Here is a 22,655-nt window from a genome sequence, read left to right as displayed (position 1 = left end):
TCAGATCAGGAACTGGCGATAGGCCTCGTTGGCGGTTTCTTCGGTATGGGCGTAGCCCAACTGCCGCAGGAATGCGTCCAGCGCGGCGCTGTCCGCCAAGGGAGCCTGGATGCCGACCAGCGCCGAGCTGAACTCCGTGCCCTGGTTGCGGTAGTGGAACAGGCTGATGTTCCAGTTGGGCGCCATCTCGGACAGGAACTTCATCAGGGCGCCGGGACGCTCAGGAAACTCGAAGCGGAACAGGCGCTCGCCGGCTGCCAGCGGCGAGCGGCCACCCACCATGTAGCGGATGTGCTGCTTGGATACTTCGTTGTTGCTCAGGTCGCCGACGGAGAAACCCTGCTCCTGCAGCGCCGTCATGATTTCCGCGGCGTCGCCGCGCCGCGAGATCTGCATGCTGACGAAGATGTGAGCGGTACGCACATCGGCGATGCGGTAGTTGAATTCCGTCACGCTGCGCTGGCCGATCACGCTGCAGAAGCGGCGGAAGCTGCCGCGCTCTTCCGGCACCGTCACGGCAAAGACCGCCTCGCGGGCTTCGCCGACCTCGGCGCGGTCCGCCACGAAGCGCAGGCGGTCGAAGTTCATGTTCGCGCCCGAGGTCACCGCCACCATGGGCAGGCCTTGCACGCCGTCGCGTTCCACGTACTTCTTCAGCCCGGCCACCGCCAGCGCGCCGGCCGGCTCCAACACGCTGCGCGTGTCCAGGAATACGTCCTTGATCGCCGCGCAGACCGCGTCCGTATCCACCAGGATGATCTCGTCCAGGTGTTCACGGCACAGGCGGAAGGTCTCCTCGCCCACCAGCTTGACCGCCGTGCCGTCCGAGAACAGGCCCACCTCGGGCAGGTTGACCCGTTCGCCCACCTGCATGGACAGCGACATGGCGCAGGAATCCTCGGTCTGCACGCCGATGACCTTGACGCCCGGATCCACCGCCTTGATGTAGGTCGCCACGCCCGCGGCCAGCCCGCCGCCGCCGATCGGCACGAAGACAGCATGCAAGGGGCCCGCGTGCTGGCGCAGGATCTCCATGCCCACCGTACCCTGGCCGGCGATCACATAGGGATCGTCAAAGGCCGGGATGAAGGTCAGGTCCTGCGCGCTGGCCAGCTTCTGGGCGTGGCCGTAGGCATCGCTATACGAATCGCCCGCCTGCACCACCGTCACCGTGGGGCCGCCATGCGCCTTGACCGCATCCACCTTCACCTGCGGCGTGGTCTGCGGCACCACGATGATGGCGCGCACACCCATCCTGGCCGCCGAGATCGCCACGCCCTGCGCATGGTTGCCGGCGGACGCCGTGATCACGCCGCGATCCAGCGCGGCCTGCGGCGTATTGCGCATCTTGTTGTAGGCGCCGCGCACCTTGAAGGAGAAGACCGGTTGATTGTCCTCGCGTTTGAAGTAGACCGGATTGCCCAGCCGGGCCGACAGGCCGCGGGCGCAGTCCAGCTCGGTTTCGCGGGCGATGTCGTAAATGCGGGCGGTCAGGATCTGCCTCAGGTATTCCATCGGCGTAGCCCGGCCGTCCTGGAATGCGGTCGGCGTGGCGGTTTGCTGGCTGGCTTGCGGGGTGTGGTGCATCTGGCTCTCTGCTTCGGTGTGCTTGCCCGGCAGAGGCGGCCACAAAAAACCCGCCTCGTGGGGCGGGTGGCTGTGACTGTTGCGGTCGCGCGCTAACCCACCATTCCAGGAATGATGGTAATAATCAGCGAAATGCGGACGGCGCGGAAATTCATGGGGACGTAGCTTCCTCCTTGTGCGGCGCTTTGTCAAACGGGCAATCGGCCATGGCGCGCCTGATTTGATATGTCCCCGTTTAATTTGGCGCCATTATGGCCACATCCCGGCCGAATCCGCGGGTTTTTGCTGCGCAGCAGGCGTAGCGCGGTATTACAATGGAAGGTTCGTGGCAGTCGCACTTCCCCAAATCAAAAAAGGGCAGGCGCCAGCCATGTTGGGTATACGCCTTCCGACCAGGTCCTGGACGCGTCCGCGTGCTTGCCCATACGAACCCACTCTCCGACAACATCTACCGGCTTCTGGCCGCATAGCATGTTCGGGTTTGCGCCTAGCGCCTGCCGAACAGATTCAAGGATCATGTCTCTTACTCCGAAGATTATCTATACCCTCACCGATGAAGCTCCGGCGCTTGCAACCCGTTCGCTGCTGCCCATCGTCCAGGCTTTCGCAAAGCCCGCAGGCATCACGGTCGAGACCCGCGACATCTCGCTGGCCGGCCGCATCATCTCGGTCTTCCCCGACTACCTCGAAGACAGCCAGAAACTGGGCGATGCCCTGTCGGAACTCGGCGCCCTCGCCGTGCAGCCCGAAGCCAACATCATCAAGCTGCCCAACATCAGCGCGTCCATGCCGCAGCTGAAGGCGGCCATCAAGGAACTCCAGGACCAGGGCTACAAGCTGCCCGACTACCCGGACGCCCCCGCCAACGACACCGAGCGCGACGTCAAGGCCCGCTACGACAAGGTCAAGGGCAGCGCCGTGAACCCGGTCCTGCGCGAAGGCAACTCCGACCGCCGCGCCCCGCTGTCCGTCAAGAACTACGCCCGCAAGCACCCGCACAAGATGGGCGCCTGGTCGGCTGACTCCAAGTCGCACGTCGCCCACATGAGCGAAGGCGACTTCTACGGCACCGAAAAGTCGGCGCTGATTTCGGAAGCCGGCGACGTCAAGATCGAACTGACCGCCGCCGACGGCGCGAAGACCGTCCTGAAGGAAAAGACCCCGGTCAAGGCCGGCGAGATCATCGACGCCGCCGTGCTGTCCACGGCCAAGCTGAAGTCCTTCCTGCAAGCCCAGATCGACGATGCCCGCGCCACCGGCGTGCTGTTCTCGGTGCACCTGAAAGCCACGATGATGAAGGTCTCCGACCCGGTCATCTTCGGCCACGTCGTGTCCGTGTTCTACAAGGACGTGCTGGCCAAGCACGCCGACGCGCTCAAGCAAGCGGGCTTCGATCCCAACAACGGCATCGGCGACCTGTACGCCAAGATCCAGTCCCTGCCGGCCGACAAGCAGGCCGAGATCACCGCTGACATCGACGCCGGCTACAAGACCCTGCCGCAGCTGGCCATGGTGAACTCCGACCGCGGCATCACCAACCTGCACGTGCCCAGCGACGTCATCGTCGACGCGTCCATGCCCGCCATGATCCGCGACTCGGGCAAGATGTGGAACGCCGAAGGCAACCTGCAGGACGCCAAGGCCGTGATCCCCGACCGCAGCTACGCCGGCGTCTACCAGGCCGTCATCGAAGACTGCAAGCGCAATGGCGCCTATAACCCGGTCACGATGGGCAGCGTGCCCAACGTCGGCCTGATGGCCCAGGCCGCCGAGGAATACGGCTCGCACAACAAGACCTTCGTCATCCCGGCTGCCGGCACCGTTCGCGTCACCGACGCTTCGGGCAAGGTGCTGCTGGAACAGGCCGTCGAAGCCGGCGACCTCTGGCGCATGTGCCAGACCAAGGACGCCGCCGTGCAGGACTGGGTCAAGCTGGCCGTCACCCGCGCCCGCGCCACCAAGACGCCCGCCGTGTTCTGGCTGGACGAGAACCGCGCCCACGACGCGCAGATCATCGCCAAGGTCAAGCACTACCTGAAGGACCACGACACCAGCGGCCTGGATCTGCGCATCCTGAGCCCGGTGGAAGCCACCAAGTTCTCGGTCAAGCGCATCCGCGAAGGCCTGGACACCATCTCGGTGACCGGCAACGTGCTGCGCGACTACCTGACCGACCTGTTCCCCATCATGGAACTGGGCACCAGCGCCAAGATGCTGTCGATCGTGCCGCTGGTCGCCGGCGGCGGCCTGTTTGAAACGGGCGCGGGCGGTTCCGCCCCCAAGCACGTGCAACAGTTCCTGGAAGAAGGCTTCCTGCGCTGGGATTCGCTGGGCGAGTTCATGGCCCTGGCAGAATCGCTGGACCACCTGGGCCGCAGCTACGGCAACGCCCGCGCACAGGTCCTGGCCAAGACCCTGGACCTGGCGACCGCCAAGTTCCTGGACGAGAACAAGTCGCCCGAGCGCAAGGTCGGCGGCCTGGACAACCGCGGCAGCCACTACTACCTGGCCATGTACTGGGCCCAGGCCGTGGCCGCGCAGACTGACGACCGCGAACTGGCTGCCCTGTTCGCGGCGCCGGCCCGCGCGCTGGCCGACGGCGAGGACAAGATCCTGGCCGAACTGAAGGCTGCCCAGGGCAAGCCCGTCGACATCGGCGGCTACTACCAGCCCAACGAAGCCCTCGCCAGCCAGGCCATGCGCCCCAGCGCCACGCTGAACCAGGCCCTGGCCTCGATCGGCTAAGCGCCTGCCGCGCATAGCGGCAAGTAAAAGGCCGGCAGCCCTCGGGCAGCCGGCCTTTTTTCATGCGCTCGGATTCAGGGCCTGGGCTGCGGCATTGGGGTCGGATTGGCGGACGGCAGACCGGCGCACGCACGCTGGCGGAACGCCGCGTCCACGTCGATGCGCCAAATACTCCGCTTCTCGCTTGCAAGCCGCGCGGCCACGCCATTGAGTACGGGATATCGTCCGCCGTCCTCCTTCTGGCCCCAGATCCAGAAACGCGCCCCGTCGGCGGCCTCGCACATGCGCAGACGCAAGTCCTGGTCGTCGATCAGCACGCGCTTGCCCGTGGCCGGATCGAATTGCGCCGCGTCGTACAGCTCCTTGCGCCAGTTGTCCCGCTTGGGGATATCGGGGTTCCGCCAGTCGTCAACGATCCAGGCGGGCTCGCGGGCCTGGGTATAGAAACCCAGGTCGAAGGGCAAGGCATGCAGCGCGACCTGTATATCTTGCGGCTGCATTTCGCCGCGCAGTTCCCGCGCCTGCGGCCCCGCGCTGCCGCGCGGATTCGATGCCCCGACGATGACCGCGGCCACGCAGATCACGGCCGACACCCCGGCGGCGATCCAGACGCCCCTGTGCTTGCCCGCCGCCCAGGCAGGCGCGATACGCTCGCTGACCAGGAACGCCAGCGGCGGAAACACCGGCAGCACATAACCGATCAGCTTGGAATGCGGGATGGAAAAGAACACAATCACGACCGCCATCCAGATCGCCGCCAGGCGGCGCAGGCCCTGCGGATCGGCTTCGCGCCAGTAAGACGGCCTGAAGACCGACGCGCCCCAAATCGACCACGGCAGCGCCAACCCCGCCACGATGGGCAGGTAGAACCAGAACGGCTGCGCGTTGTTGAAGCCTCCCTGCGAAAAACGCTCGAACTGCTGGTAGACGAAGAAGTACTGGTAGAAGCCGGGATAACGCAGCTCCATCAGCCAGAACCAGGGCACCGCCACTGCCGCGAACGCCAGCAAGGCTGGCACCCACAGCAAGGCGCGCACGCCGGGCCAGTCGCGACGCAGCAGCAGCCAGGCCAGCACGATCGCGCCGGGCAGCGCCACTCCGATCAGTCCCTTGGCCAGCACCGCCAGCGCAGCCAGCACGCCCGTGGCCACCGACATCGCGCGGAACGGCCGCCCCGCGGCGCGGCGCAAGACGGTGTCGGCGGCTGCCAGCACGCACAGCGTGATCATGCTGGCCACCAGCATGTCCATATTGGCGAACTGGGCGGCGCCGAAGAACAGCGGCATCATGCCCAGGATCACCACGGCCCAGCGCGCTTGCGCGGCATTGCGGTAGCGCGCCACGAAGGCATAGAGCCCGGCGCCCGCGCTCCAGGCGCCCAGCAGCGACGGCAGCCGCGCACTGAATTCGTGTACGCCGAACAGCACATAGCTGATCTGGGCCAGCCAGTAATACAGCGGCGGCTTGTGGAAGTACGGCATGCCGTCAAGCAGCGGCACCATGGGCGAGCCGCTGCGCAGCATCTCCCAGGCCACTCCGGCGTAACGGCCTTCGTCGGGCAAGGTCAGCCAGCGGGCCCAGGCCAGCGCGCCCAGCCAGAGAGCCAGGCACGCCAGCACCAGCCAGCCTGGAAAGGCAGCGCGGCGCGCCGCAGGCGCCATCGATGCGGTCATGGAAACGCTCATGCCCGGCGCTCCGGCAAGGCGCGCGCAGAGAGGCGGCGCTGAGCGGAAGCAAGCTGCTGCGGGGGCGCCGCGGAATGGGAAGCAAAAGGCATGGGGATCCGGAAAAGGTTCAGGAAAATGCAAGATTTCGCGCAGTATCGCCAAGCGCGCGTCAAGCTTTCATGAAATTTCCGGAAAAGCCGCCGCTTCCTAGGACGGATGCAGCCTGTCCAGCCTGAGCCGCCCGCGCTCGTCGGTCAGGCGGCGCATGGCGCCGTAGGCTGCGGCGATCGCCGCCATGCCGCTGGCGCCGCACAGCAGGAACATCAGCAGGATCTGGTACTTGGCGGCCTCGATCGGATCCATGCCGGCGATGATCTGCCCGGTCATGATGCCCGGCAGCGTGATGATGCCGGCGGCCGACATCTGGTTGATGCTGGGCACGATGCCGCGCCGCACCGATTCGCGCAGCAAGGACGAAAATGCCTCGTGCACGGTCGCGCCCAGCGCCAGCCTCGCCTCGATCGCCAGCTTTTCCCGGCGAGCGCCGGACAGCACCCCGTCCAGCGCCAGGCTGGCGGCGTTGAGCACGCTGCCCAACACGATGCCGATCAGCGCGATGGTGTAGCGCGGGTCGTACCAGGGGTCCGGACGCAGCGCCGTGTTCAGGATGAACAGCACCGTGATGACCGTAGTCCCCGCCACCGCCATCGCGCCGACCCAGCCGTTTCCGCGTTGCGTCAGCCTGGCCTTCGGGCGCGCGGCGACCTCCCTGGCCGCCAGCGCCATCATCACCGCCACCACCAGCGCCGTCAGCCAGGGGGCGGCGTGCGCGAACACGATGCGCAGAATGTGGCCGACCAGCAGCAGCTGCACCACGGTGCGCAGCGCGGCCCACAGTACCTGTCGCTGCAGGTTCAGGCGCAAGGCGAAGGAAATGCCGGCGCTGAGCAGCACCAGCAGCGAGGCTATGGCCAGGTCCGAGGCCTGCAGCTTGATCACGTCCATAGCGGCTCCAACCTGCCTTGTTCCATGCGCCAGGAACGCCGCGCAAGCCGTTCGGCCTGGGCTGGACTATGGGTCACCATCAGGATCCCCGCCCCGCCCTCCAGGTAGCGCCGCAGCTCCGCTTCGACCTGATCCGTGGCCGCCTGGTCCAGCGCCGCGGTCGGCTCGTCCAGCAGCAGCACGCGCGGCGCCAGCGCCAATGCGCGCACCAGGCCCAGGCGCTGGCGTTCGCCCGTGGACAGTTCATGCACCAAGGCGTCCAGCTTGTCCGCGGACAGCCCCAGGCGTTGCATGATGGCCAAGGCCCGGGCGCGGTCCGTGAAATGCCGCGCGACCAGGTCGTCCCACCAGCCGGCCTCGGCCTGGCAGTACATGACCTGCCGGCGCCATTCGTAGCCCCGCATGCCCGAGCGCGGCCGGCCATCCAGCAAGGCCTCGCCATGCCCGGGGTCCAGGTCGGCCACTTGCCGCAACAGGAGGGATTTGCCTGAGCCCGAGGGTCCCATGATGGCGGCGCACTCGCCCGCAGCCAGGTCCAGACTGACGGGCGCAAGTCGTTCGCTGTAAATACCGCGCAGCCTGAGCAGCGGGTGGGCGTCGATGGTGGTGTTCGGCATGGATAGAGATCTTAGCGCCTGGCGCCGCCCTGCTCCTGGAGCCACATCGGCGATGCGTTACTCTCAAGTACCCCTGGGCTGCCGCGTAACATGCGGCGATGGCGCGCCGCGCATTGCAGCCTGTCTGCCTTTTCAGGAGTATCGATGGAAGTTTCCTTGAGTTGCAGAATGGGCGGTCCCGAGGCCGGAGCCGCCTGGCTCGCCAGCATCGTCCAGCTTCGGCCGAAGCTGAAGTCCGCGTTGGCGGACCTGTCCGTCAACGGCCTGGGAACCATCGACATCCAGTTGTGGATCGGCGGCAGCATCACCGACTACGGACCAGAAGGCTTTTCCTCCACCGCCAGGTACTACGCGAAAAAGGAGTCCTTGTTGCTTGCCATCTCCGTACCCAAGACGGTGGCGGCGGCCTCCCCGCAAGAGCGGCCGGAACATACCGTGGAGGACTGGCTGGCCGACGGCTTCCGTTCCGCCCAGCTCCCGCGCAGCGCCCAGAAGCTGCCCTTTGCGCTCATCGCAGAGACGGTCTGCTCTTCCCTGGGCACCTCCCGGCAATGACAAGCACCGCTGAGAAATGAAAAAGCCCGCCTGAGCGGGCCTTGTCCTGCAACGCAGAGCCTCACAGCATATGCGCCAGGAACTCGCGGCTGCGCGCCTCTTGCGGGGCGCGGAAGAAATCCGCCGAAGGCGCTTCCTCGATGATGCGGCCTTCGTCCATGAAGATGACCCGGTGCGCGACTTCGCGCGCAAAGCCCATTTCATGAGTGACGACCAGCATGGTCATGCGTTCGTCGGCCAGCTGCTTCATGGTGCGCAGCACTTCGCCGGTCAGTTCCGGGTCCAGCGCCGAGGTGGGCTCGTCGAACAACATGATGTCCGGCTCCATGGCCAGCGCGCGGGCGATCGCCACGCGCTGCTTCTGGCCGCCGGACAGGCGCGTCGGATAGTTGTCGCGCTTGTTCAGCAGGCCGACCTTGCGCAGCAGCTCTTCCGCCTTGGGAACGATCTGGGCGCGGCTCATCCCCTTGACGGTGATGGGCGCCTCGATGATGTTCTGCAGCACGGTCATGTGCGGGAACAGGTTGAACGACTGGAACACCATGCCCATCTTGCGGCAGATACGGCGCACGTCGGCGTCGCTGGCGTACTGGCTGCGTCCGCCCGGCACGGCCCGGGCCATGGCCTCGCCTTCGACCTCGATGCTGCCCTCGTCGATGGTTTCCAGATGGTTCAGGCAGCGCAGGAAGGTGCTCTTGCCGGAGCCGGACGGTCCGATCACCGCCACCACTTCGCCCTGGCCCAGGGTCAGCGACACGCGGTCCAGCACGCGGTTGGAGCCGAACGACTTGATGATTTCGCGGGCCTCGATCATGACGGGACGCGCGGACGGAGAATTACTGGTCATATTTGGCATAGCGCTTTTCCATGTGCTGGAAGAACCACGTCAGGATCAGCGTCATGATGAGATAGAAGGCGGCGGCAACCAGGAACGGCGTGGTCGTGAAGTCGCGCTGCACGATGCCGCGCGCGGTGCGCAGAATGTCGTTGAGCGCCAGCACGTAGATGAGCGAGGTGTCCTTGACCAGCGTGATGGTCTCGTTGCTCATGGGCGGCAGCACCCGCTGCACCATCTGCGGCAGCACGATGCGGCGCAGGGTCTGCAGATAGGTCATGCCCAGGACCTTGCTGCCCTCGTACTGGCCGCGGTCCACCGACTGGATGCCGGCGCGGAAGATCTCGGCGAAATAGGCCGCGTAGTTCAGCGCGAAGGCCACCACGGCGGCGGGAAAGTCCGGCAGACGGATGCCGATCACAGGCACGAACGGCAGCGCGAAGTAGATGAACAGCATCTGCAGCATCAGCGGCGTGCCGCGCATGAGCCAGATGTAGCCGTTGACCAGGCTGCTGGCCAGCCGCCATTTGGAAATCCGCACCAGCGCCAGCACCAGGCCCAGCGGGACGGCCAGCGCCAGCGTGATGAAAAACAGCGTCAAGGTGACTTTCGCGCCTTGCGCCAGTGGCCCCAATAGGGAGAGTACGTAGTCCATGCTTGGGTTCACGCCGTCAGCGTCCGCGGACGCCAGGGCAAGATCGTTTCATGAGTAAGCCCGCCTGGCGCATGGCGCCGCGGCGGGCTGCGAAATACAGGCCGGGACGCCCGGGCCCAATGGCCGCGGACGCCGCCCGCCCCTTACTTGATGATGTTGGCGCCGAACCACTGGGTGGCGATGCGGCCGGCGGTGCCGTCCTGCTTCATCGAGTCCAGGGTCTTGTCCAGCTTGCCCAGCAGCTCGGTGTCGTCCTTGCGCACGCCGACGCCGTAGTCTTCGGTGCCGAAGTTCTCGTCCAGGACGCGGTATTCGCCGGCGCGCTTGCTGATCAGGTAGCGGCCCACCACTTCGTCCACCACGATGGCGTCCAGGCGGCCGGCGGCCAGGTCCATCAGCGCGGTGACGTTGTCGCCGAACTTCTTGACTTCCTTGATCTGGGCGGCGACCGGGTCCTTGGCGATGGCGTCGGTGGCGCTGCTGCCGTCCTGGGCGCCCACGACCTTGCCCGCCAGGTCAGCCTTGAGCTTCACGGGCGAGGCGTTGCCGACGATGATGATCTGGTGGTTGGCCATGTAGGGCGCGGTGAAGCTGATGTTCTTCTTGCGCTCTTCGGTGATGGTCAGGCCGTTCCACAGCACGTCGACGCGCTTGCCGTTGAGTTCGGCTTCCTTGGCGCTCCAGTCGATGGGCTTGAACTCCACTTCCAGGCCCAGGCGCTTGCTGGCTTCCTTGGCCATGTCGATGTCAAAACCGACGATCTGGTTGTTCGAATCGCGGAAACCCATCGGCGGGAAGTTGTCATCCAGGCCAACCACGACCTTCTTGGCGGCGGCAGGCGCCTGCGCGCTGGCGGCGGGCGCATTGTCGCTGGGACCGCAAGCGGTCAGCAGCGCGGTTGCGGAAGCGAGGAGTACAGCTGTCAGTTTTTTCATCGTTATGGATGCGCCGGGCGCAAGAATGAAGAATGCCGGAATGGCCAGTCAAAAAGCCGCGAGCCGGTATTTTAGCCTCCCCCGCGACCGCGGGCGCGGACCCGGGCTGGCGTGCGCTATTGCGCCGGGTGGAAACGCTCCAGCAGGCGCAGGAACAGCTCCACGGCGCGCGAGCCCGGGCGCGACACCTCGGTGATCGCGCAGAGGGTGTTTTCGTAGGTGGGTCCGCCCGGCAGGCGGGTCAGGGCGTGGCGGCGCGAGACCGAATCTGCGTAGTGGGCGGGTAGCAGGCCCACGCAGTGACCGGACGACACCAGCATGGCGATGGCCTCCAGCCCGGTGGCCTCCGGCCCGCGGGCAAAGCCGTAAACGCCCAGCGCGTCGTGCACGAATGGGTGCGAACGGTAGACCAGCGGCAGGTCGCGGGCCTGGCGCACGCTGCCGCGTGCCACGAAGATCTGGTGGCGCTCGATGAACAGCCGCTGATAGTTGAAGCCGCTTTCCCGCCGGTACATGCCGCGGATGGCGACCTGCACCCGCCGCTCGCGCAGCGCCTGGTCCAGCTCGTTGAAGGTCATGACGGTGAGTTCGACCTTGACGTCGGGCGCCTCGACGCGCATGGCCGCCAGGGCTTCCGGGATATGGCAGTCGGCGTCGGTGATGACGTGCTCGACCATGCCGATGGACAGGGTGCCCGACAGCACGCCGCGCACCGCGTCGATTTCGGGACGGATCCGCTCCAGCGATTTCAGGGCATCGCGGGCCAGCTCCAGGGCGACCTTGCCAGCTTGCGTGAGTTCAAAGCCCGAGGGGCCGCGGTCGCACAGCCGCACGCCCAGGGTTTCCTCGACCTCGCGCACGTGCCGGCTGATGGACGCCTTGGACATATGCAGCTGTTTTTCCGCCGCCGCGAAGCCGTTGGCCTGGGCCACGGCGCAGAAGATCCGCAGGGAACGCAGGTCGCGTTCGGTGAACTCGGGACGGGACAAGGCGGCGGCTCTGAAAAGGTATCGGTTTTCGAAACCATACCACTAAAAAAATCATTTTTCACAACCCAACCCGGCAGATACAGTGGGTCCAGCACTGGCGTCCAGGGGCGCAGACCCCGGCACATTCCGCAAGGGATATCCGCCGGCCCAGTGCCGGAACCATGACGACATACAAGGGAAAAATCATGCAGAACCTGTCCAGAAGGCGTTTTGTCGCGACTACGCTCGCAGCCGGGGCCGCGCTGGCCCTGCCCTCGCTGTCCTACGCCGAGGGCGGATCGCTGGCCGACATCAAGAAGCGCGGCAAGCTGACCGTGGGCACAGAAGCCGCCTACGAACCGTTCGAATTCGTCGAGAACGGCAAGGTCGTGGGCTATGGGCACGACGTGCTCCAGCTGATGGCGGCCAAGCTCGGCGTGCAGCTGGAACAGATGAACCTGCCGTTCCAGGGTCTGTTGCCGGGCCTGATGTCGCGCAAGTTCGATTTTGTCGCGACCAGCGTGGGCATCACCCCCGAACGCGCCCGCCGCTTCGCCTTCACCCAGCCCGTGGGCGTGGTGCGTTCGGTGCTGATGGTGCGGGTGGACGATGCGTCCATCAAGCAGGACATGGATATCGCCGGCAAGATCATCGGGACCCAGATGGGCTCGTCTTCCCAGCCGGTGGCCGAAGAATTCGAAAAGCGGCTGAAGGAAAAGAACGGCAAGGGCTATGCCGACACCAAGCTGTTCCAGGCCTACCCGGACGTCTCCAACGCCTTGGCCAACAAGACCGTGGACGTGGCGCTGATGCCCTCGAACATCGCGGCCGTGCAGATGCGCAAGCAGCCGGGAGCGTTCCGCATCGCCGGCGAGATCGGCCAGGCCAAGCTGCTGGCATGGGTCGCCAACCCCAAGGACCTGGAGATCCGCCAGTTCATCAACGACACCTTCGACGAACTGCGCGCCAGCAACCAACTGCTGGAGCTGCAGAAGAAGTGGTTCGGCGCCCCCATGGACACGCCGCGCGCCAACTACCTGCCTGACGGCGCGATCTAGGCGGACCTCCCATGCTGGATTGGTTGAATCAGAACGGCGCCCTGGCGCCGTTCCTGCACGGCGTCGTCTCGGGCACGGCGATCACCCTGGCGGCATCGGTGGCGGCGTTCGCCATCGGCATCTGCCTGGGGGTCGCGCTGCTGCTGGCGCGCCTGTCCCCCTACGCGCCCTTGCGCGGGCTGGTCATGTTCTGGGTCAGCGCCATACGCGGCACGCCCGCGCTCATCCATATGCTGATCGCCTACTACGTGGTGCCGCCCCTGCTGGGCATCTCCGTGTCGCCGCTGGCGGCCGGGATCGGCGCGCTGGCCTGCAACACCAGCGCCTACATCGTCGAGATCCTGCGCGGGGCGCTGGGCACGCTGTCGTCCGGCCAGGTGGCGGCCGCGCGCGCGCTGGGCATGCGCAGCCGGCAGATCTGGCGCCACGTGCTGCTGCCGCAGGTGTTCTACCGCGCCATCCCGCCCCTGACCAGCGAACTCACCATACTGCTGAAGGCCTCGTCGCTGATGTCCATCATCGCCGTTCCGGAGCTGGCCACCGTGGCGCGCAACGCCACGCTGCAAAGCGACCTGCCGCTGCAGGTGTTCACCGTGACGGCCGCGGTGTACTTCATCATTCTTTTCTGCCTGTCGGCCGCCTCGCGCCTGTGCGAGCGCCGCGTGTCCAGGATGCTGCCCAATGCCCATTGATCTCTCCATCGTCGGGCAGTCCGTCCCGGTCCTGCTCAAGGGCCTGCGGATCACCGCCCTGGTCAGTCTCATCGGAATTCCGCTGGGCATCCTGATCGGCACGATCGCGGCCTATGCCGCGCAGTCGCGCAGCCTGCTGCGGCCAGTGGCCCTGGCCTACGTCGAACTGGTGCGCAACATCCCGTACCTGATCCTCGTGTACCTGTCGTTCTTCGGCCTGCCCAAGCTGGGGGTGCCGGCCTCGGCGATGTCGGTCGCCATCGGCTGCACCGCCTTCTACACCGGCGGCTACTTCTGCGAGGTGCTGCGCGCCGCGTTGAAGAGCGTGCCGCGCGGCCAGACCAGCGCCGCCCTGTCGCTGGGCATGACCTACTGGCAGACGCAGCGCCACATCGTCGTGCCCCAGCTGTTCGGCTTTCTCATCCCGCCCACCACCAGCCTGGTCATCATGATGTTCAAGGACTCGGCGATCTTCTCGGTGATGAGCCTGCCGGAAATGACTTACCAGAGCAATCTGCTCACGGCCAACACCTTCGCCTACCTGGAAGTGCTGGGCACCACCGCCCTCATCTACTGGGTGTGCAGCGTGCTGATGGCCGGCACGGGCCGCCGCCTGGAAACCCTGGTCCGCCGCAAGACGCGCCAGGCCTGATCCTCCCACCATCAAGGAAACGAGAACATGAGCACCTATACGGTCCCTCCCCGCACCGGCCACCCCACCCTGCTGTACTCCACGCTGGCGCTGGACCTGGAAAACCTGCAGGCCGATGTCGCCGTGCTGGGCATGCCCTACGGCTCGCCCTATTCGGCCGCGGACTTCAGCAACGACCAGACCAATGCGCCCACGGCGATCCGCCAGGCGACCGACCGCGTGGTGCGCCGCCCAGGGCACTACGATTTCGACATCGACGGGCCGCTGCTGCAAGGCCGCGACGACATCCGCTTCGTGGATTGCGGCGACATCATCCCCGACCTGTCCAAGCCCCGCGGCGAACACTATGAACGCGCCGAGGCCGCGGTGCGGCGCATCGCCGCCGCGGGCGCCGTGCCCATCGTGCTGGGCGGCGACCACGGCATCACCACGCCCGTCCTGCGCGGCCTGGACCAGCAGGGTCCGATCACGCTGGTGCACATCGACGCCCACCTGGACTGGCGCGACGACGTCAACGGCGTGCGCGACGGGTTGTCCAGCCCTATCCGGCGCGCCTCCGAAATGGCGCACGTGGACCGCATCATCCAGATCGGCCTGCGCGCCCAGGGCAGCGGCCGCCCCGAAGAGCTGGAAGCGGCGCGCGCCTATGGCGCCGAACTGGTCACCGCGTACGAACTGCATGACATCGGCATGGACGCGGTGCTCGAGCGCATTCCGGACGGCGGCAATTACTACCTGACCATCGACGCCGACGGCATGGATCCCGCCACCATGCCGGCGGTCGCCGGCCCGGCCCCGGGCGGCGTCACCTTCGTCCAGGCCCGCAAGCTGATCCACGGCCTGGTGCGCAAGGGCCGCGTGGTGGGCATGGACATCGTCGAAATCCAGCCCGAAAAGGACCTGAACCAGATTTCCTGCATCACGGCCGGCCGGCTGATCCTCAATCTCATCGGCGCGTCCATCCGCGCAGGGCATTACGACAAATGAACGCGCCCGCTCCCATCATCGAAATCCGCGGCGTGGACAAGTTCTACGGCAGCCACCAGGTGCTCAAGCAATGCTCGACGCGCGTGAACCGGGGCGAGATCGTGGTGGTCTGCGGGCCGTCCGGCTCCGGCAAATCCACCCTCATCAAGACCGTCAACGCGCTCGAACCGATCCAGGCCGGCGACATCCTGATCGACGGCGCCTCGGTGACGGGCGCCACCGACCTGCCCAAGCTGCGCACCAAGGTCGGCATGGTGTTCCAGCACTTCGAGCTGTTTCCGCACCTGGACATCATGCGCAACCTGACCCTGGCGCAGCAGATCGTGCTGGGGCGGGATATCGGCTCGGCCCGCGCCAAGGCCGGCGCGCTGCTGGAACGCGTGGGCCTGTCCGCCCATGCCGGCAAGCATCCGGGCCAGCTGTCCGGCGGCCAGCAGCAGCGCGTAGCCATCGCCCGCGCGCTCTCGATGGATCCGATGGCCATGCTGTTTGACGAACCGACCTCCGCGCTGGACCCCGAGATGGTCAATGAAGTGCTGGACGTGATGGTGGAGCTGGCCGAGGAAGGCATGACCATGATGGTCGTCACCCATGAGATGGGCTTTGCGCGCCGCGTGGCCAATCGTGTGGTCTTCATGGAAGACGGCGCCATCATCGAGGACTGCCCCACGGACAGCTTCTTCCGCGACGCGGCCAGCCCCCAGGCGCGCCGTTTTCTTTCCAAGATCCTTCCCCACTGACGGCCGGATAGCCGCCAGATCCATCCGCCCGCATCAGGACTCAATATGGCCCACACCCGCATCCGCAAATTCAATACTCGCCAAACCTATCCCGAACAACGCCTGGACAACGACCTGTGCCAAGCCGTGATCGCCGGCAACACCGTGTTCCTGCGCGGCCAGATCGGCCAGGACCTGGACACCCGGGAATCGGTGGGCGTCGGCGACGTCGCCGCCCAGGCCGAAAAAGCCATGGCCAACGTCGCCATGCTGCTGCAGGAATGCGGCAGCGAACTCTCGCACATATGCAAGCTCACCGTCTATCTGGTCGACGTGCGCTACCGCGAAGAGGTCTACAACGTGGTTGGCCGCTGGCTCAAGGGCGTGTTCCCCGTTTCCACCGGTATCGTGGTCTCGGCCCTGGCCCGTCCCGAATGGCTGGTGGAAATCGACGTGACCGCGGTCATTCCGGGCTGAGGCGGCAACGCCATGCCTACCGCTTCCGAGGCGCTGCTGGCGCGCCTGATCGCCTTCGACACGGTGACCCTCACGCCCAACCTGGCGCTGATCGAGGCCGTGCGCGAACTGCTGGCGGCGCACGGCATTGCCTGCACGCTGGTGCGCAGCGACGACGGCACCCGCGCCAACCTGCACGCGTCCGTCGGCCCCGCCGATGTTCCGGGCGTGCTGCTGTCGGGACATACCGACGTGGTGCCCGCCGCCGGACAGGCCTGGACCGTGCCGCCCTTCGCGCTGACCGAGCGCGACGGGCTCTTGTATGGCCGCGGCGCAGCGGACATGAAGGGCTTCGTGGCCGGTGCCGTCAACGCGATGCTGCTGGCCAGCAAGCGTCCGTTGCGGCGGCCGCTGCAACTGGCGCTGTCCTACGACGAGGAGATCGGCTGCGTCGGCGTGCGCCGGCTGCTGGACGTCATGGAAATGGCGCCCACCCGGCCCGCGCTGTGCATCGTGGGCGAACCGACCTCCATGCAGATCGCCACCGGCCATAAGGGCAAGATGGCCTTGCGCGCCGTCTGCCAGGGAGTCGAAGGCCATTCCGCGCTGGCGCCGCGGGCGCTGAACGCCATCCATCTGGCGTGCGACATGGTCGGCGCCATGCGCGCCCTGCAGGACGAGCTGCAAGCCCATGGCGCGCGCGACCCGGCCTATGAGGTGCCCTATGCAACCGTCCACGCGGGCTGCATCCACGGCGGACGCGCCTTGAACATCGTGCCCAACGAATGCGCGGTCGACTTCGAGATCCGGCATCTGGCCCAGGACGATCCCGACGCGCTGCTTGCGCCCTTGCGCCAGGCGGCCGAGGACATCCGCGATCAGGCGCGCCTGCGTGCGCCCGCCGCGGATATCCGGATAGAGCAGATCAACGCCTATCCGGGGCTGGACACGCATCCGGCCAGCGAGGCCGTGCGTTTCGTGGAATCCCTGCTGCCCGCCGGGACCGGCAAGACCAAGGTGGCTTTCGGCACCGAGGGCGGGCTGTTCACCCGGCACCTGGACGTCCCCGTGGTGGTGTGCGGTCCGGGATCCATCACGCAAGCCCACAAGCCCGACGAATTCATCTCGCGCGCGCAACTCGCCGAGTGCGATGCATTCCTGGAACGGCTGTTGGCGGCGCTATAGCGCCGGCCCCGGCGTTTCCACGTCCCCGGACGCCACCCGCGGCGGCGCCGGGACGCGTGCTCAATCCGGCTTGATGCCAGCGGACTTGATCAGGGTTTCATAGCGGCCGGCCTCTTCCTTCATGGCAGCCAGCGTGGCCTGGGGCGTGGAGCCGCGCACCAGCAGGCCACGCGCTTCGTAGGTCTGGCGAAACGCCGGATCCGCCGTGACCGCCGTCACCGCCTGGTTGATCCGCGCCACCAGCTCGTCCGGCGTCTTGCCGGGAGCGAACAGGGTAAAGACCGTGGACGGGATGCTGCCGGCCTTGCCGCCCGCTTCCTGCAGCGTCGGCACGTCGGGCATCATCGCCGCCCGCTGCGAAGCGCCGGCGACCAGCACGCGGATCTTGCCGGCCTTGTACTGTTCCGACACCGCCAGGCCGCCAGCCATGACGCTGTCCACGTCGCCAGCCATGGTCGCGGTCATGGCCGGCGCCACGCCCTTGAACGGCACATAGGTGAACTGCACGCCTTCGGCGCTGGCCAGCATGGCCATGCCCAGATGGTTCACGTGGCCCTGGCCGCCGGTGCCTACGTTGATGCGTTGCGGATTGGCCCGGGCGTAGTCGATGAATTCCTTGTAGGTCTTGGCCGGAAAGGCATTGCTGACCGCCACGTACAGCTGCACCTGGCCCAGGTCGGTGACCGGCTTGAAATCCTCCTGCCACCGGTACGGCACTTTGGCGTACAGGAAGGGATTGGTCTCGAGCGCCAGGCGGTCGACCATCAGCAAGGTATTGCCGTCACCCGCCGCCTTGGCGACGTAATCGCTGCCGATGATGGCGTTGGCGCCGGGGCGGTTTTCCACCACCACGGTCTTGCCGCTCTCTTTGAAGAGGCGGTTGCCCAGGTCGCGCGCCAGCACGTCGGGTTCGGTGCCGGGCGGATACGGCACCACGATCTTCACGGTGTCCGACGGCCAGGACTGGGCCGCGGCCTGGCCGGCCGGCACTAGCGCCAGCGCGGCCCACAGGACGGGTTGCAAACAACAACGGTACGGCGATCCCATGGTACTTCCCCTTGTATATGTCGTTTCCCGGAATAGTCCGGCGACTGAGTTGCCGCTCCGGGCCAGGACGGACCCGGGCGGCTGGAAATCCAGATCAGGACCGGTCCGCTTCACCAGCGGCCGATCAGAATGCCCATCATCCGTTCGTGCGCATGCGTGCGCTCGCGTACTTCCTCGTCGGTCTCGGTGGCGCGGCGCTTGAGGCCTTCATGCCAGTCCAGCAGCGCCGAGCGCATCCGTGCCGCCACCGGCGCCATGCCCGGATCGGCGCCCAGGTCATGCAGCTCGCCCGGGTCGTCGCGCAGGTCGAACAATTGCGCGGGATAGCCCTGCCAATGCAGGTACTTGTAGCGCTCGTCGCGCACCATCAGGCCGGTGCACTCGCGCTCGCCGCGTCCCAGGAACAGGCGCGCCTCGCGGTAGGCGTAGTCCAGGCTGCCCACCACGTACTCGCGCGCGGACGGCGCGGACTCCGACACGCCGCGGATGCCCGGCAGCAGCGAGCGGCCCTCGATGCGGTGTTCCTGGCCCGGCAGCGCCAGCGCCTCCAGCACCGTCGGGACGACGTCTATGCATTCGACGAATGCGTCGCTGCGGCTGCCGCGGGTCGCGTCGGCGGCCGGCGCCGGGTCATAGACCAGGCAAGGCACGCGCATCGCGCTGTCGTAGAAGTACTCCTTTTCGCCCAGCCAGTGGTCGCCCAGGTGGTCGCCGTGGTCCGAGGTGAAGAGGATCAGCGTGTCCTTGAGCCGGCCGCTGCGCTCCAGGAAGTCCAGTACCCGGCCGATCTGGTCGTCGATCTGCTTGACCAGCCCCATGTAGACCGGCCGTACGCTGCGCCAGACTTCGTCGCGGGCGAAGGACTGCGACTCTTCCAGCCGCTGGTAGGCGCCATGCACAGGATGGGGGCGCTCCCGCTCCGCCTGCGAGCGCACGGGCGCCGCGCAGTCTTCCGCGCCGTACATGGCGTGGTATGGCGCCGGCGCCTTGTACGGCCAGTGCGGCTTGATGTAGGAAAGATGCAGCGCCCAGGGCTTGTCGCCCTGCCCCTGCATGAAGTCCAGTGCGCGGTCCGTGAGATAGGCCGTCTCGGAATCCGCCGCGTCCACGCGGGCGGGCAGCGGCGCGTTGCGCATCAGCCAGCCGCTGGCGATGCTGCCGTCGGCCGCCTGGCTGCCCACCACGTAGTCTTCCCAGGGGCGTTCGCTGTCGTAGCCGCGTTCGCGCAGGTAGCGGCGGTATGGGCTGTCCTTGGCCAGTTCGAAATGGCCGTCGTAACGCTCGATCGGCACGAAGCCGCCTTGCAGGAAACGTTGCTCGTCCTCGGCCGCATAGCCTTTGCCCCGCAATCCGGCGCGGTCGGGCACGAAGTGCGTCTTGCCCAGCAGGTGCAGCGGCAGTCCGGCCTGGGCCAGGTATTCGCCCAGGCACCATTCGTCCACCGGATGCGGCACCCGGTTCCAGGTGACGCGGTGCGACAGCGGATAGCGGCCGGTGTAGTAGGACGCGCGCGACGGGCCGCAGACCGCGGACGTCACGTAGGCGCGGTCGTACTGAACGCCCATGCTTGCCAGCCGGTCGATGTGGGGCGTGCGCAAGGCGCCGGCTCCGCCATAACAGGAAAGGTGATCCGCGCGCAGTTGGTCGCACATGATGAACAGCACGTTGCGGACCGGGTTGCCCGCGGGCTGGACCGGTGCGTTCATGGCTGCGCTCCGTTCAGGATCGCCCCGGGCGCGTGAGACGGCTTGCCTGCCGGCTGCGCGGCCATCTGGGTTGCCCCGGGTACGAAGCGGGCGGCGAAGCGACCCAGGGCGTCGGCGGCGTCCGCGCTGCGGCCCAGCGCCGCGACGTAGCGGTCCGGCCGCACCAGCACCCAGTCCGCGCGGGTGCGCTGGAACCAGAAATGCAGCGCGTTCTCCGTATCCTGCAACACGGGCAAGGCGCCGGCTTGCAGTTCGTCGGGATCGCAGCCGCTGCGCGCGCGCTGCGCCGCCACGTAGCGGCAGCCCAGCTTGTCCAACTGCGCCCGCAGGGCCGGCGGCAGCCCTGCGCGCGGATCGCGGCGCCAGCCTATCAGCGCGAAGCCCGCGCCCAGCGCTTCGTCCAGGCGCAGCGTGGCGCCGTTCTCGCCTTCCACCAGCGGCTGGATGAACATGCGGCCGATGCACTCGCGCTGCGTCTTGTCGGCGCTGTCGCCCACCACGCCGCGGCTATAGCGCGGCATGGGTTTGAACTTCATTTGCAGCACATAGTCGCGGATCTTCGGAATATTCCGGATCGACAGGAAGAACGTGTCGCGCAGCGCCGCCAGTACCGGGTTGGTCTGCGACAGCATGGCGCCGAACATGTCGGCCAGCGAAATCATGGCGCGGGCATGGCTGTGGCGTTCGTCGTGGTAGCTCTGCAAGGCGGCCGGGTCCAGGCGGCCCTGCACGATCCAGGCCACCTTCCAGGCCAGGTTGAAGGCGTCGCGCAGGCCGGCGTTCAGGCCCTGGCCGATCCAGGGCGGGGTCAGGTGCGCGGCGTCGCCCGCCAGACAGACGCGGCCCGAGACGAAAGTACGCGCCACACGGGAATTGTGGGTATAGACGCGGGCGCGGATGACGTTCAACCTGGCCGGGTCGGCCACGTGATGGCGCAGCAGTTCCTGCACCTTTTCCGGCTGCAGCATCTGCTCGCCGTCCTCGCCCGGAAACAGCATGAACTCCCAGCGCCGCAGGCCGTAAGGCAGGCGCAGGCAGACATAGGGGCGGCGCGGCTCGCAATGCAGCGCGGTATAAGGGGCGTCCAGCGGGTCCTGGTCGCATTCGATGACCACCCATTTGCGCGGATGCGTATTGCCGTCGAAGGGCAATTGCAGAAGGCGTTCGCGCACTGTGCTGCGCCCACCGTCGGCGGCCAGCAGGTATTGCGTGCGGATCTCGCGCTCGGCGCCCTCGGCATCGCGCACCCGCACCGTGACGCCGCGCTCGTCCTGCGCCAGCGACAGCAGCTCGCTGCCCAGTTCCAGCGTCACATGGGGAAAGCGCCGCAGACCGGCGCGCAGGGTGCGTTCGCCCAGCGGCTGCGAAAACAGATTGCGGCGATACCAGCCGAACTCGCGCGTGGCCGGCAGGATCTCGGCAAAGCAGCGCTTGGTCCGCGTGTACATGCGCATGGGCACGTTCTGGATCATGTCGCGCAGCATTTCATCGGCCAGGCCCGCGCTCTGAAAGGTACGCATGGCTTCGTCGTCCAGGCCCACCGCGCGCGGATAGTCCAGCACGTCCCGGTTGCGTTCCAGCACCAGCGTTTCCACGCCATAACTGCCCAGCAGATTGGCCAGCGTCACGCCGACCGGCCCGGCGCCCACCACCAGCACCGGCACTTCTACGATATGCGCCATCTCGGCTCTCCCTTGGATTCTTGTCTTTTGCCTGACGGGTTGCGCTCAGACACCTCAGGCGCGCCGCAGGAACCCGCCGACGGCCTGCTCGAAGGCGGCCGGCTGATCGTCATGGATGTAATGGCCGGCGCCTTCTATCTCGACCCATTCCACGTTCGGATTGCGCGCCGCCATGTCGCGGGCGGTCTGGGCCTGCAGGTAGTCCGAACGCCCGCCGCGCACGACCAGGGTCGGACAGCCCAGCGCCTGGACCTGCGGCCACAGGTCCACCACGCGCGCCGGATCGGGGTCCAGCCGGGTCGCGGCGATGCCCGCATGGTCGTGGCGCCAGGTCCAGCCGCCTGCTCCGTCTTCCTTCAACATGTGGCGCAGCCGTTCCTCGCGGGCGGCTTCGGTCACGCTGGGCCGCAGCGCGCGCAGGTACTCGCGGGCCGCGGCGATGTCGGGAAAGAACTCGGGCGTTTCGCGCAATTCGCGCTGGATGCGCGCCGCGCCCGCGCTGCCTTCGAAAGCGGCGGGTCCGGCATCCTCGACGATCAGGCGCCGCACGCGCTGCGGATGGCGGGCGGCAAAGACGATGGCGGCGATGCCGCCCATCGAATGGCCGAGCAGATCGAAGCGGTCCAGGCCCAGCGCGTCGGCCACGCCCGCCAGGTCATCCACGTAGGCGTCGGTGTAGTAGTTGCGCTGCGGATCCCAACTGCTGGCGCCGCGGCCGCGCTGGTCATAGGCCAGGACGCGGAAATCCGGCTGCAACGCCTGCGCGATGCCGGCGAAGGTCTCGGCATAGCCGCGGATGCCGTGCAGCATGAATAGCGGACGCCCCGCCTGGGGGCCCCACTCGGTCAGGTGCAAAGTCATGCCGTTGACGGCGATAGCGGTGTCGCGGCGTTGCATATCGG

Annotated in this window: 21 protein-coding genes; 9 read left to right on the top strand and 12 right to left on the bottom strand. The window is 67.0% G+C overall.

Going from position 1 to position 22,655, the window contains the following annotated elements:
• The gene (gene ilvA, locus IB257_RS02980) at positions 1–1,587 is read right to left on the bottom strand and encodes a threonine ammonia-lyase, biosynthetic (RefSeq protein WP_192491839.1); all 1,587 of its coding nucleotides are present in this window, start codon (positions 1,585–1,587) and stop codon (positions 1–3) included.
• Positions 1,588–2,103: 516 nt separating this feature from the next.
• On the opposite strand from ilvA, the gene IB257_RS02975 reads away from it, so the two are divergent.
• Positions 2,104–4,332: an NADP-dependent isocitrate dehydrogenase gene (locus tag IB257_RS02975; protein ID WP_054454512.1), complete on the top strand. Its 2,229-nt coding sequence runs from the start codon at positions 2,104–2,106 to the stop codon at positions 4,330–4,332.
• Between the two features lie 74 nt (positions 4,333–4,406).
• Here IB257_RS02975 and IB257_RS02970 read toward each other — a convergent pair whose 3' ends face one another.
• The 3 genes from IB257_RS02970 to IB257_RS02960 all read right to left on the bottom strand — a co-directional run bounded on the left by IB257_RS02970 (position 4,407) and on the right by IB257_RS02960 (position 7,621).
• Positions 4,407–6,017 carry a glycosyltransferase family 39 protein gene (locus IB257_RS02970; RefSeq protein ID WP_192491838.1) on the bottom strand — a complete coding sequence of 537 codons (1,611 nt, stop codon included), beginning with the start codon at positions 6,015–6,017 and terminating at the stop codon, positions 4,407–4,409.
• Positions 6,018–6,206: 189 nt separating this feature from the next.
• Positions 6,207–7,004 (bottom strand): iron export ABC transporter permease subunit FetB, encoded by a 798-nt coding sequence (gene fetB, locus IB257_RS02965; protein ID WP_054454515.1) that lies wholly within the window; start codon positions 7,002–7,004, stop codon positions 6,207–6,209.
• Entirely contained in the window at positions 6,995–7,621 is a 627-nt protein-coding gene (locus tag IB257_RS02960; protein ID WP_192491837.1) for an ATP-binding cassette domain-containing protein, read from the bottom strand. Before IB257_RS02960 ends, fetB begins: the two co-directional genes overlap by 10 nt.
• A 144-nt stretch (positions 7,622–7,765) precedes the next feature.
• Between IB257_RS02960 and IB257_RS02955 the strand changes: the two genes are divergently transcribed.
• A complete protein-coding gene (locus IB257_RS02955) occupies positions 7,766–8,176 on the top strand; it encodes a hypothetical protein (protein ID WP_192491836.1) in 411 nt (136 codons plus the stop codon).
• A gap of 61 nt (positions 8,177–8,237) precedes the next feature.
• Here IB257_RS02955 and IB257_RS02950 read toward each other — a convergent pair whose 3' ends face one another.
• The 4 genes from IB257_RS02950 to IB257_RS02935 all read right to left on the bottom strand — a co-directional run bounded on the left by IB257_RS02950 (position 8,238) and on the right by IB257_RS02935 (position 11,590).
• Positions 8,238–8,990, bottom strand: coding sequence for an amino acid ABC transporter ATP-binding protein (locus IB257_RS02950; RefSeq protein ID WP_054454542.1), 753 nt, complete (start codon positions 8,988–8,990; stop codon positions 8,238–8,240).
• A 22-nt stretch (positions 8,991–9,012) separates the two neighbouring features.
• Entirely contained in the window at positions 9,013–9,666 is a 654-nt protein-coding gene (locus IB257_RS02945) for an amino acid ABC transporter permease (RefSeq protein ID WP_054454544.1), read from the bottom strand.
• Positions 9,667–9,809: 143 nt separating this feature from the next.
• Entirely contained in the window at positions 9,810–10,601 is a 792-nt protein-coding gene (locus IB257_RS02940; protein WP_054454547.1) for an amino acid ABC transporter substrate-binding protein, read from the bottom strand.
• Positions 10,602–10,717: 116 nt separating this feature from the next.
• The gene (locus tag IB257_RS02935; protein ID WP_054454549.1) at positions 10,718–11,590 is read right to left on the bottom strand and encodes a LysR family transcriptional regulator; all 873 of its coding nucleotides are present in this window, start codon (positions 11,588–11,590) and stop codon (positions 10,718–10,720) included.
• Between the two features lie 185 nt (positions 11,591–11,775).
• Here IB257_RS02935 and IB257_RS02930 point away from each other — a divergent pair, with 185 nt between their 5' ends.
• Genes IB257_RS02930 through argE form a run of 7 tightly spaced genes read left to right on the top strand, consistent with a single transcriptional unit; the run spans position 11,776 to position 17,318 of the window.
• Positions 11,776–12,627 (top strand): transporter substrate-binding domain-containing protein, encoded by an 852-nt coding sequence (locus IB257_RS02930; protein ID WP_119451510.1) that lies wholly within the window; start codon positions 11,776–11,778, stop codon positions 12,625–12,627.
• 11 nt (positions 12,628–12,638) lie between these two features.
• A complete protein-coding gene (locus tag IB257_RS02925) occupies positions 12,639–13,319 on the top strand; it encodes an amino acid ABC transporter permease (RefSeq protein WP_192327736.1) in 681 nt (226 codons plus the stop codon).
• A complete protein-coding gene (locus IB257_RS02920; protein WP_088140317.1) occupies positions 13,309–13,971 on the top strand; it encodes an amino acid ABC transporter permease in 663 nt (220 codons plus the stop codon). The genes IB257_RS02925 and IB257_RS02920 overlap by 11 nt, the downstream gene beginning before the upstream one ends.
• A gap of 27 nt (positions 13,972–13,998) precedes the next feature.
• The gene (locus IB257_RS02915; protein ID WP_054454560.1) at positions 13,999–14,958 is read left to right on the top strand and encodes an agmatinase; all 960 of its coding nucleotides are present in this window, start codon (positions 13,999–14,001) and stop codon (positions 14,956–14,958) included.
• 14 nt (positions 14,959–14,972) lie between these two features.
• A complete protein-coding gene (locus IB257_RS02910) occupies positions 14,973–15,698 on the top strand; it encodes an amino acid ABC transporter ATP-binding protein (protein WP_054454887.1) in 726 nt (241 codons plus the stop codon).
• A 45-nt stretch (positions 15,699–15,743) separates the two neighbouring features.
• Positions 15,744–16,154: a RidA family protein gene (locus tag IB257_RS02905; RefSeq protein WP_119451512.1), complete on the top strand. Its 411-nt coding sequence runs from the start codon at positions 15,744–15,746 to the stop codon at positions 16,152–16,154.
• 12 nt (positions 16,155–16,166) lie between these two features.
• On the top strand, positions 16,167–17,318 hold the full coding sequence (gene argE / locus IB257_RS02900; protein WP_192491835.1) for an acetylornithine deacetylase: 1,152 nt from the start codon (positions 16,167–16,169) through the stop codon (positions 17,316–17,318).
• 60 nt (positions 17,319–17,378) lie between these two features.
• On the opposite strand, the gene IB257_RS02895 is transcribed toward argE, so the two are convergent.
• From IB257_RS02895 to IB257_RS02880, 4 genes are all read right to left on the bottom strand, one after another.
• Positions 17,379–18,365 carry a tripartite tricarboxylate transporter substrate binding protein gene (locus IB257_RS02895; protein ID WP_175213330.1) on the bottom strand — a complete coding sequence of 329 codons (987 nt, stop codon included), beginning with the start codon at positions 18,363–18,365 and terminating at the stop codon, positions 17,379–17,381.
• Positions 18,366–18,475: 110 nt separating this feature from the next.
• Positions 18,476–20,071: a sulfatase-like hydrolase/transferase gene (locus tag IB257_RS02890; RefSeq protein ID WP_192327730.1), complete on the bottom strand. Its 1,596-nt coding sequence runs from the start codon at positions 20,069–20,071 to the stop codon at positions 18,476–18,478.
• Positions 20,068–21,753 carry a bifunctional 3-(3-hydroxy-phenyl)propionate/3-hydroxycinnamic acid hydroxylase gene (locus IB257_RS02885; RefSeq protein WP_192491834.1) on the bottom strand — a complete coding sequence of 562 codons (1,686 nt, stop codon included), beginning with the start codon at positions 21,751–21,753 and terminating at the stop codon, positions 20,068–20,070. The genes IB257_RS02890 and IB257_RS02885 overlap by 4 nt, the downstream gene beginning before the upstream one ends.
• A 54-nt stretch (positions 21,754–21,807) precedes the next feature.
• A complete protein-coding gene (locus tag IB257_RS02880; RefSeq protein WP_054454573.1) occupies positions 21,808–22,650 on the bottom strand; it encodes an alpha/beta fold hydrolase in 843 nt (280 codons plus the stop codon).
• Positions 22,651–22,655: the final 5 nt, after the last annotated feature.

It is taken from the genome of Achromobacter sp. ACM03, assembly GCF_014851665.1.
In the GTDB taxonomy this organism is placed as follows: Bacteria; Pseudomonadota; Gammaproteobacteria; order Burkholderiales; family Burkholderiaceae_B; genus Achromobacter; species Achromobacter aegrifaciens.
Note: the sequence above shows the minus strand (reverse complement) of the source record. Positions and strands in the feature narration are given on the sequence as shown.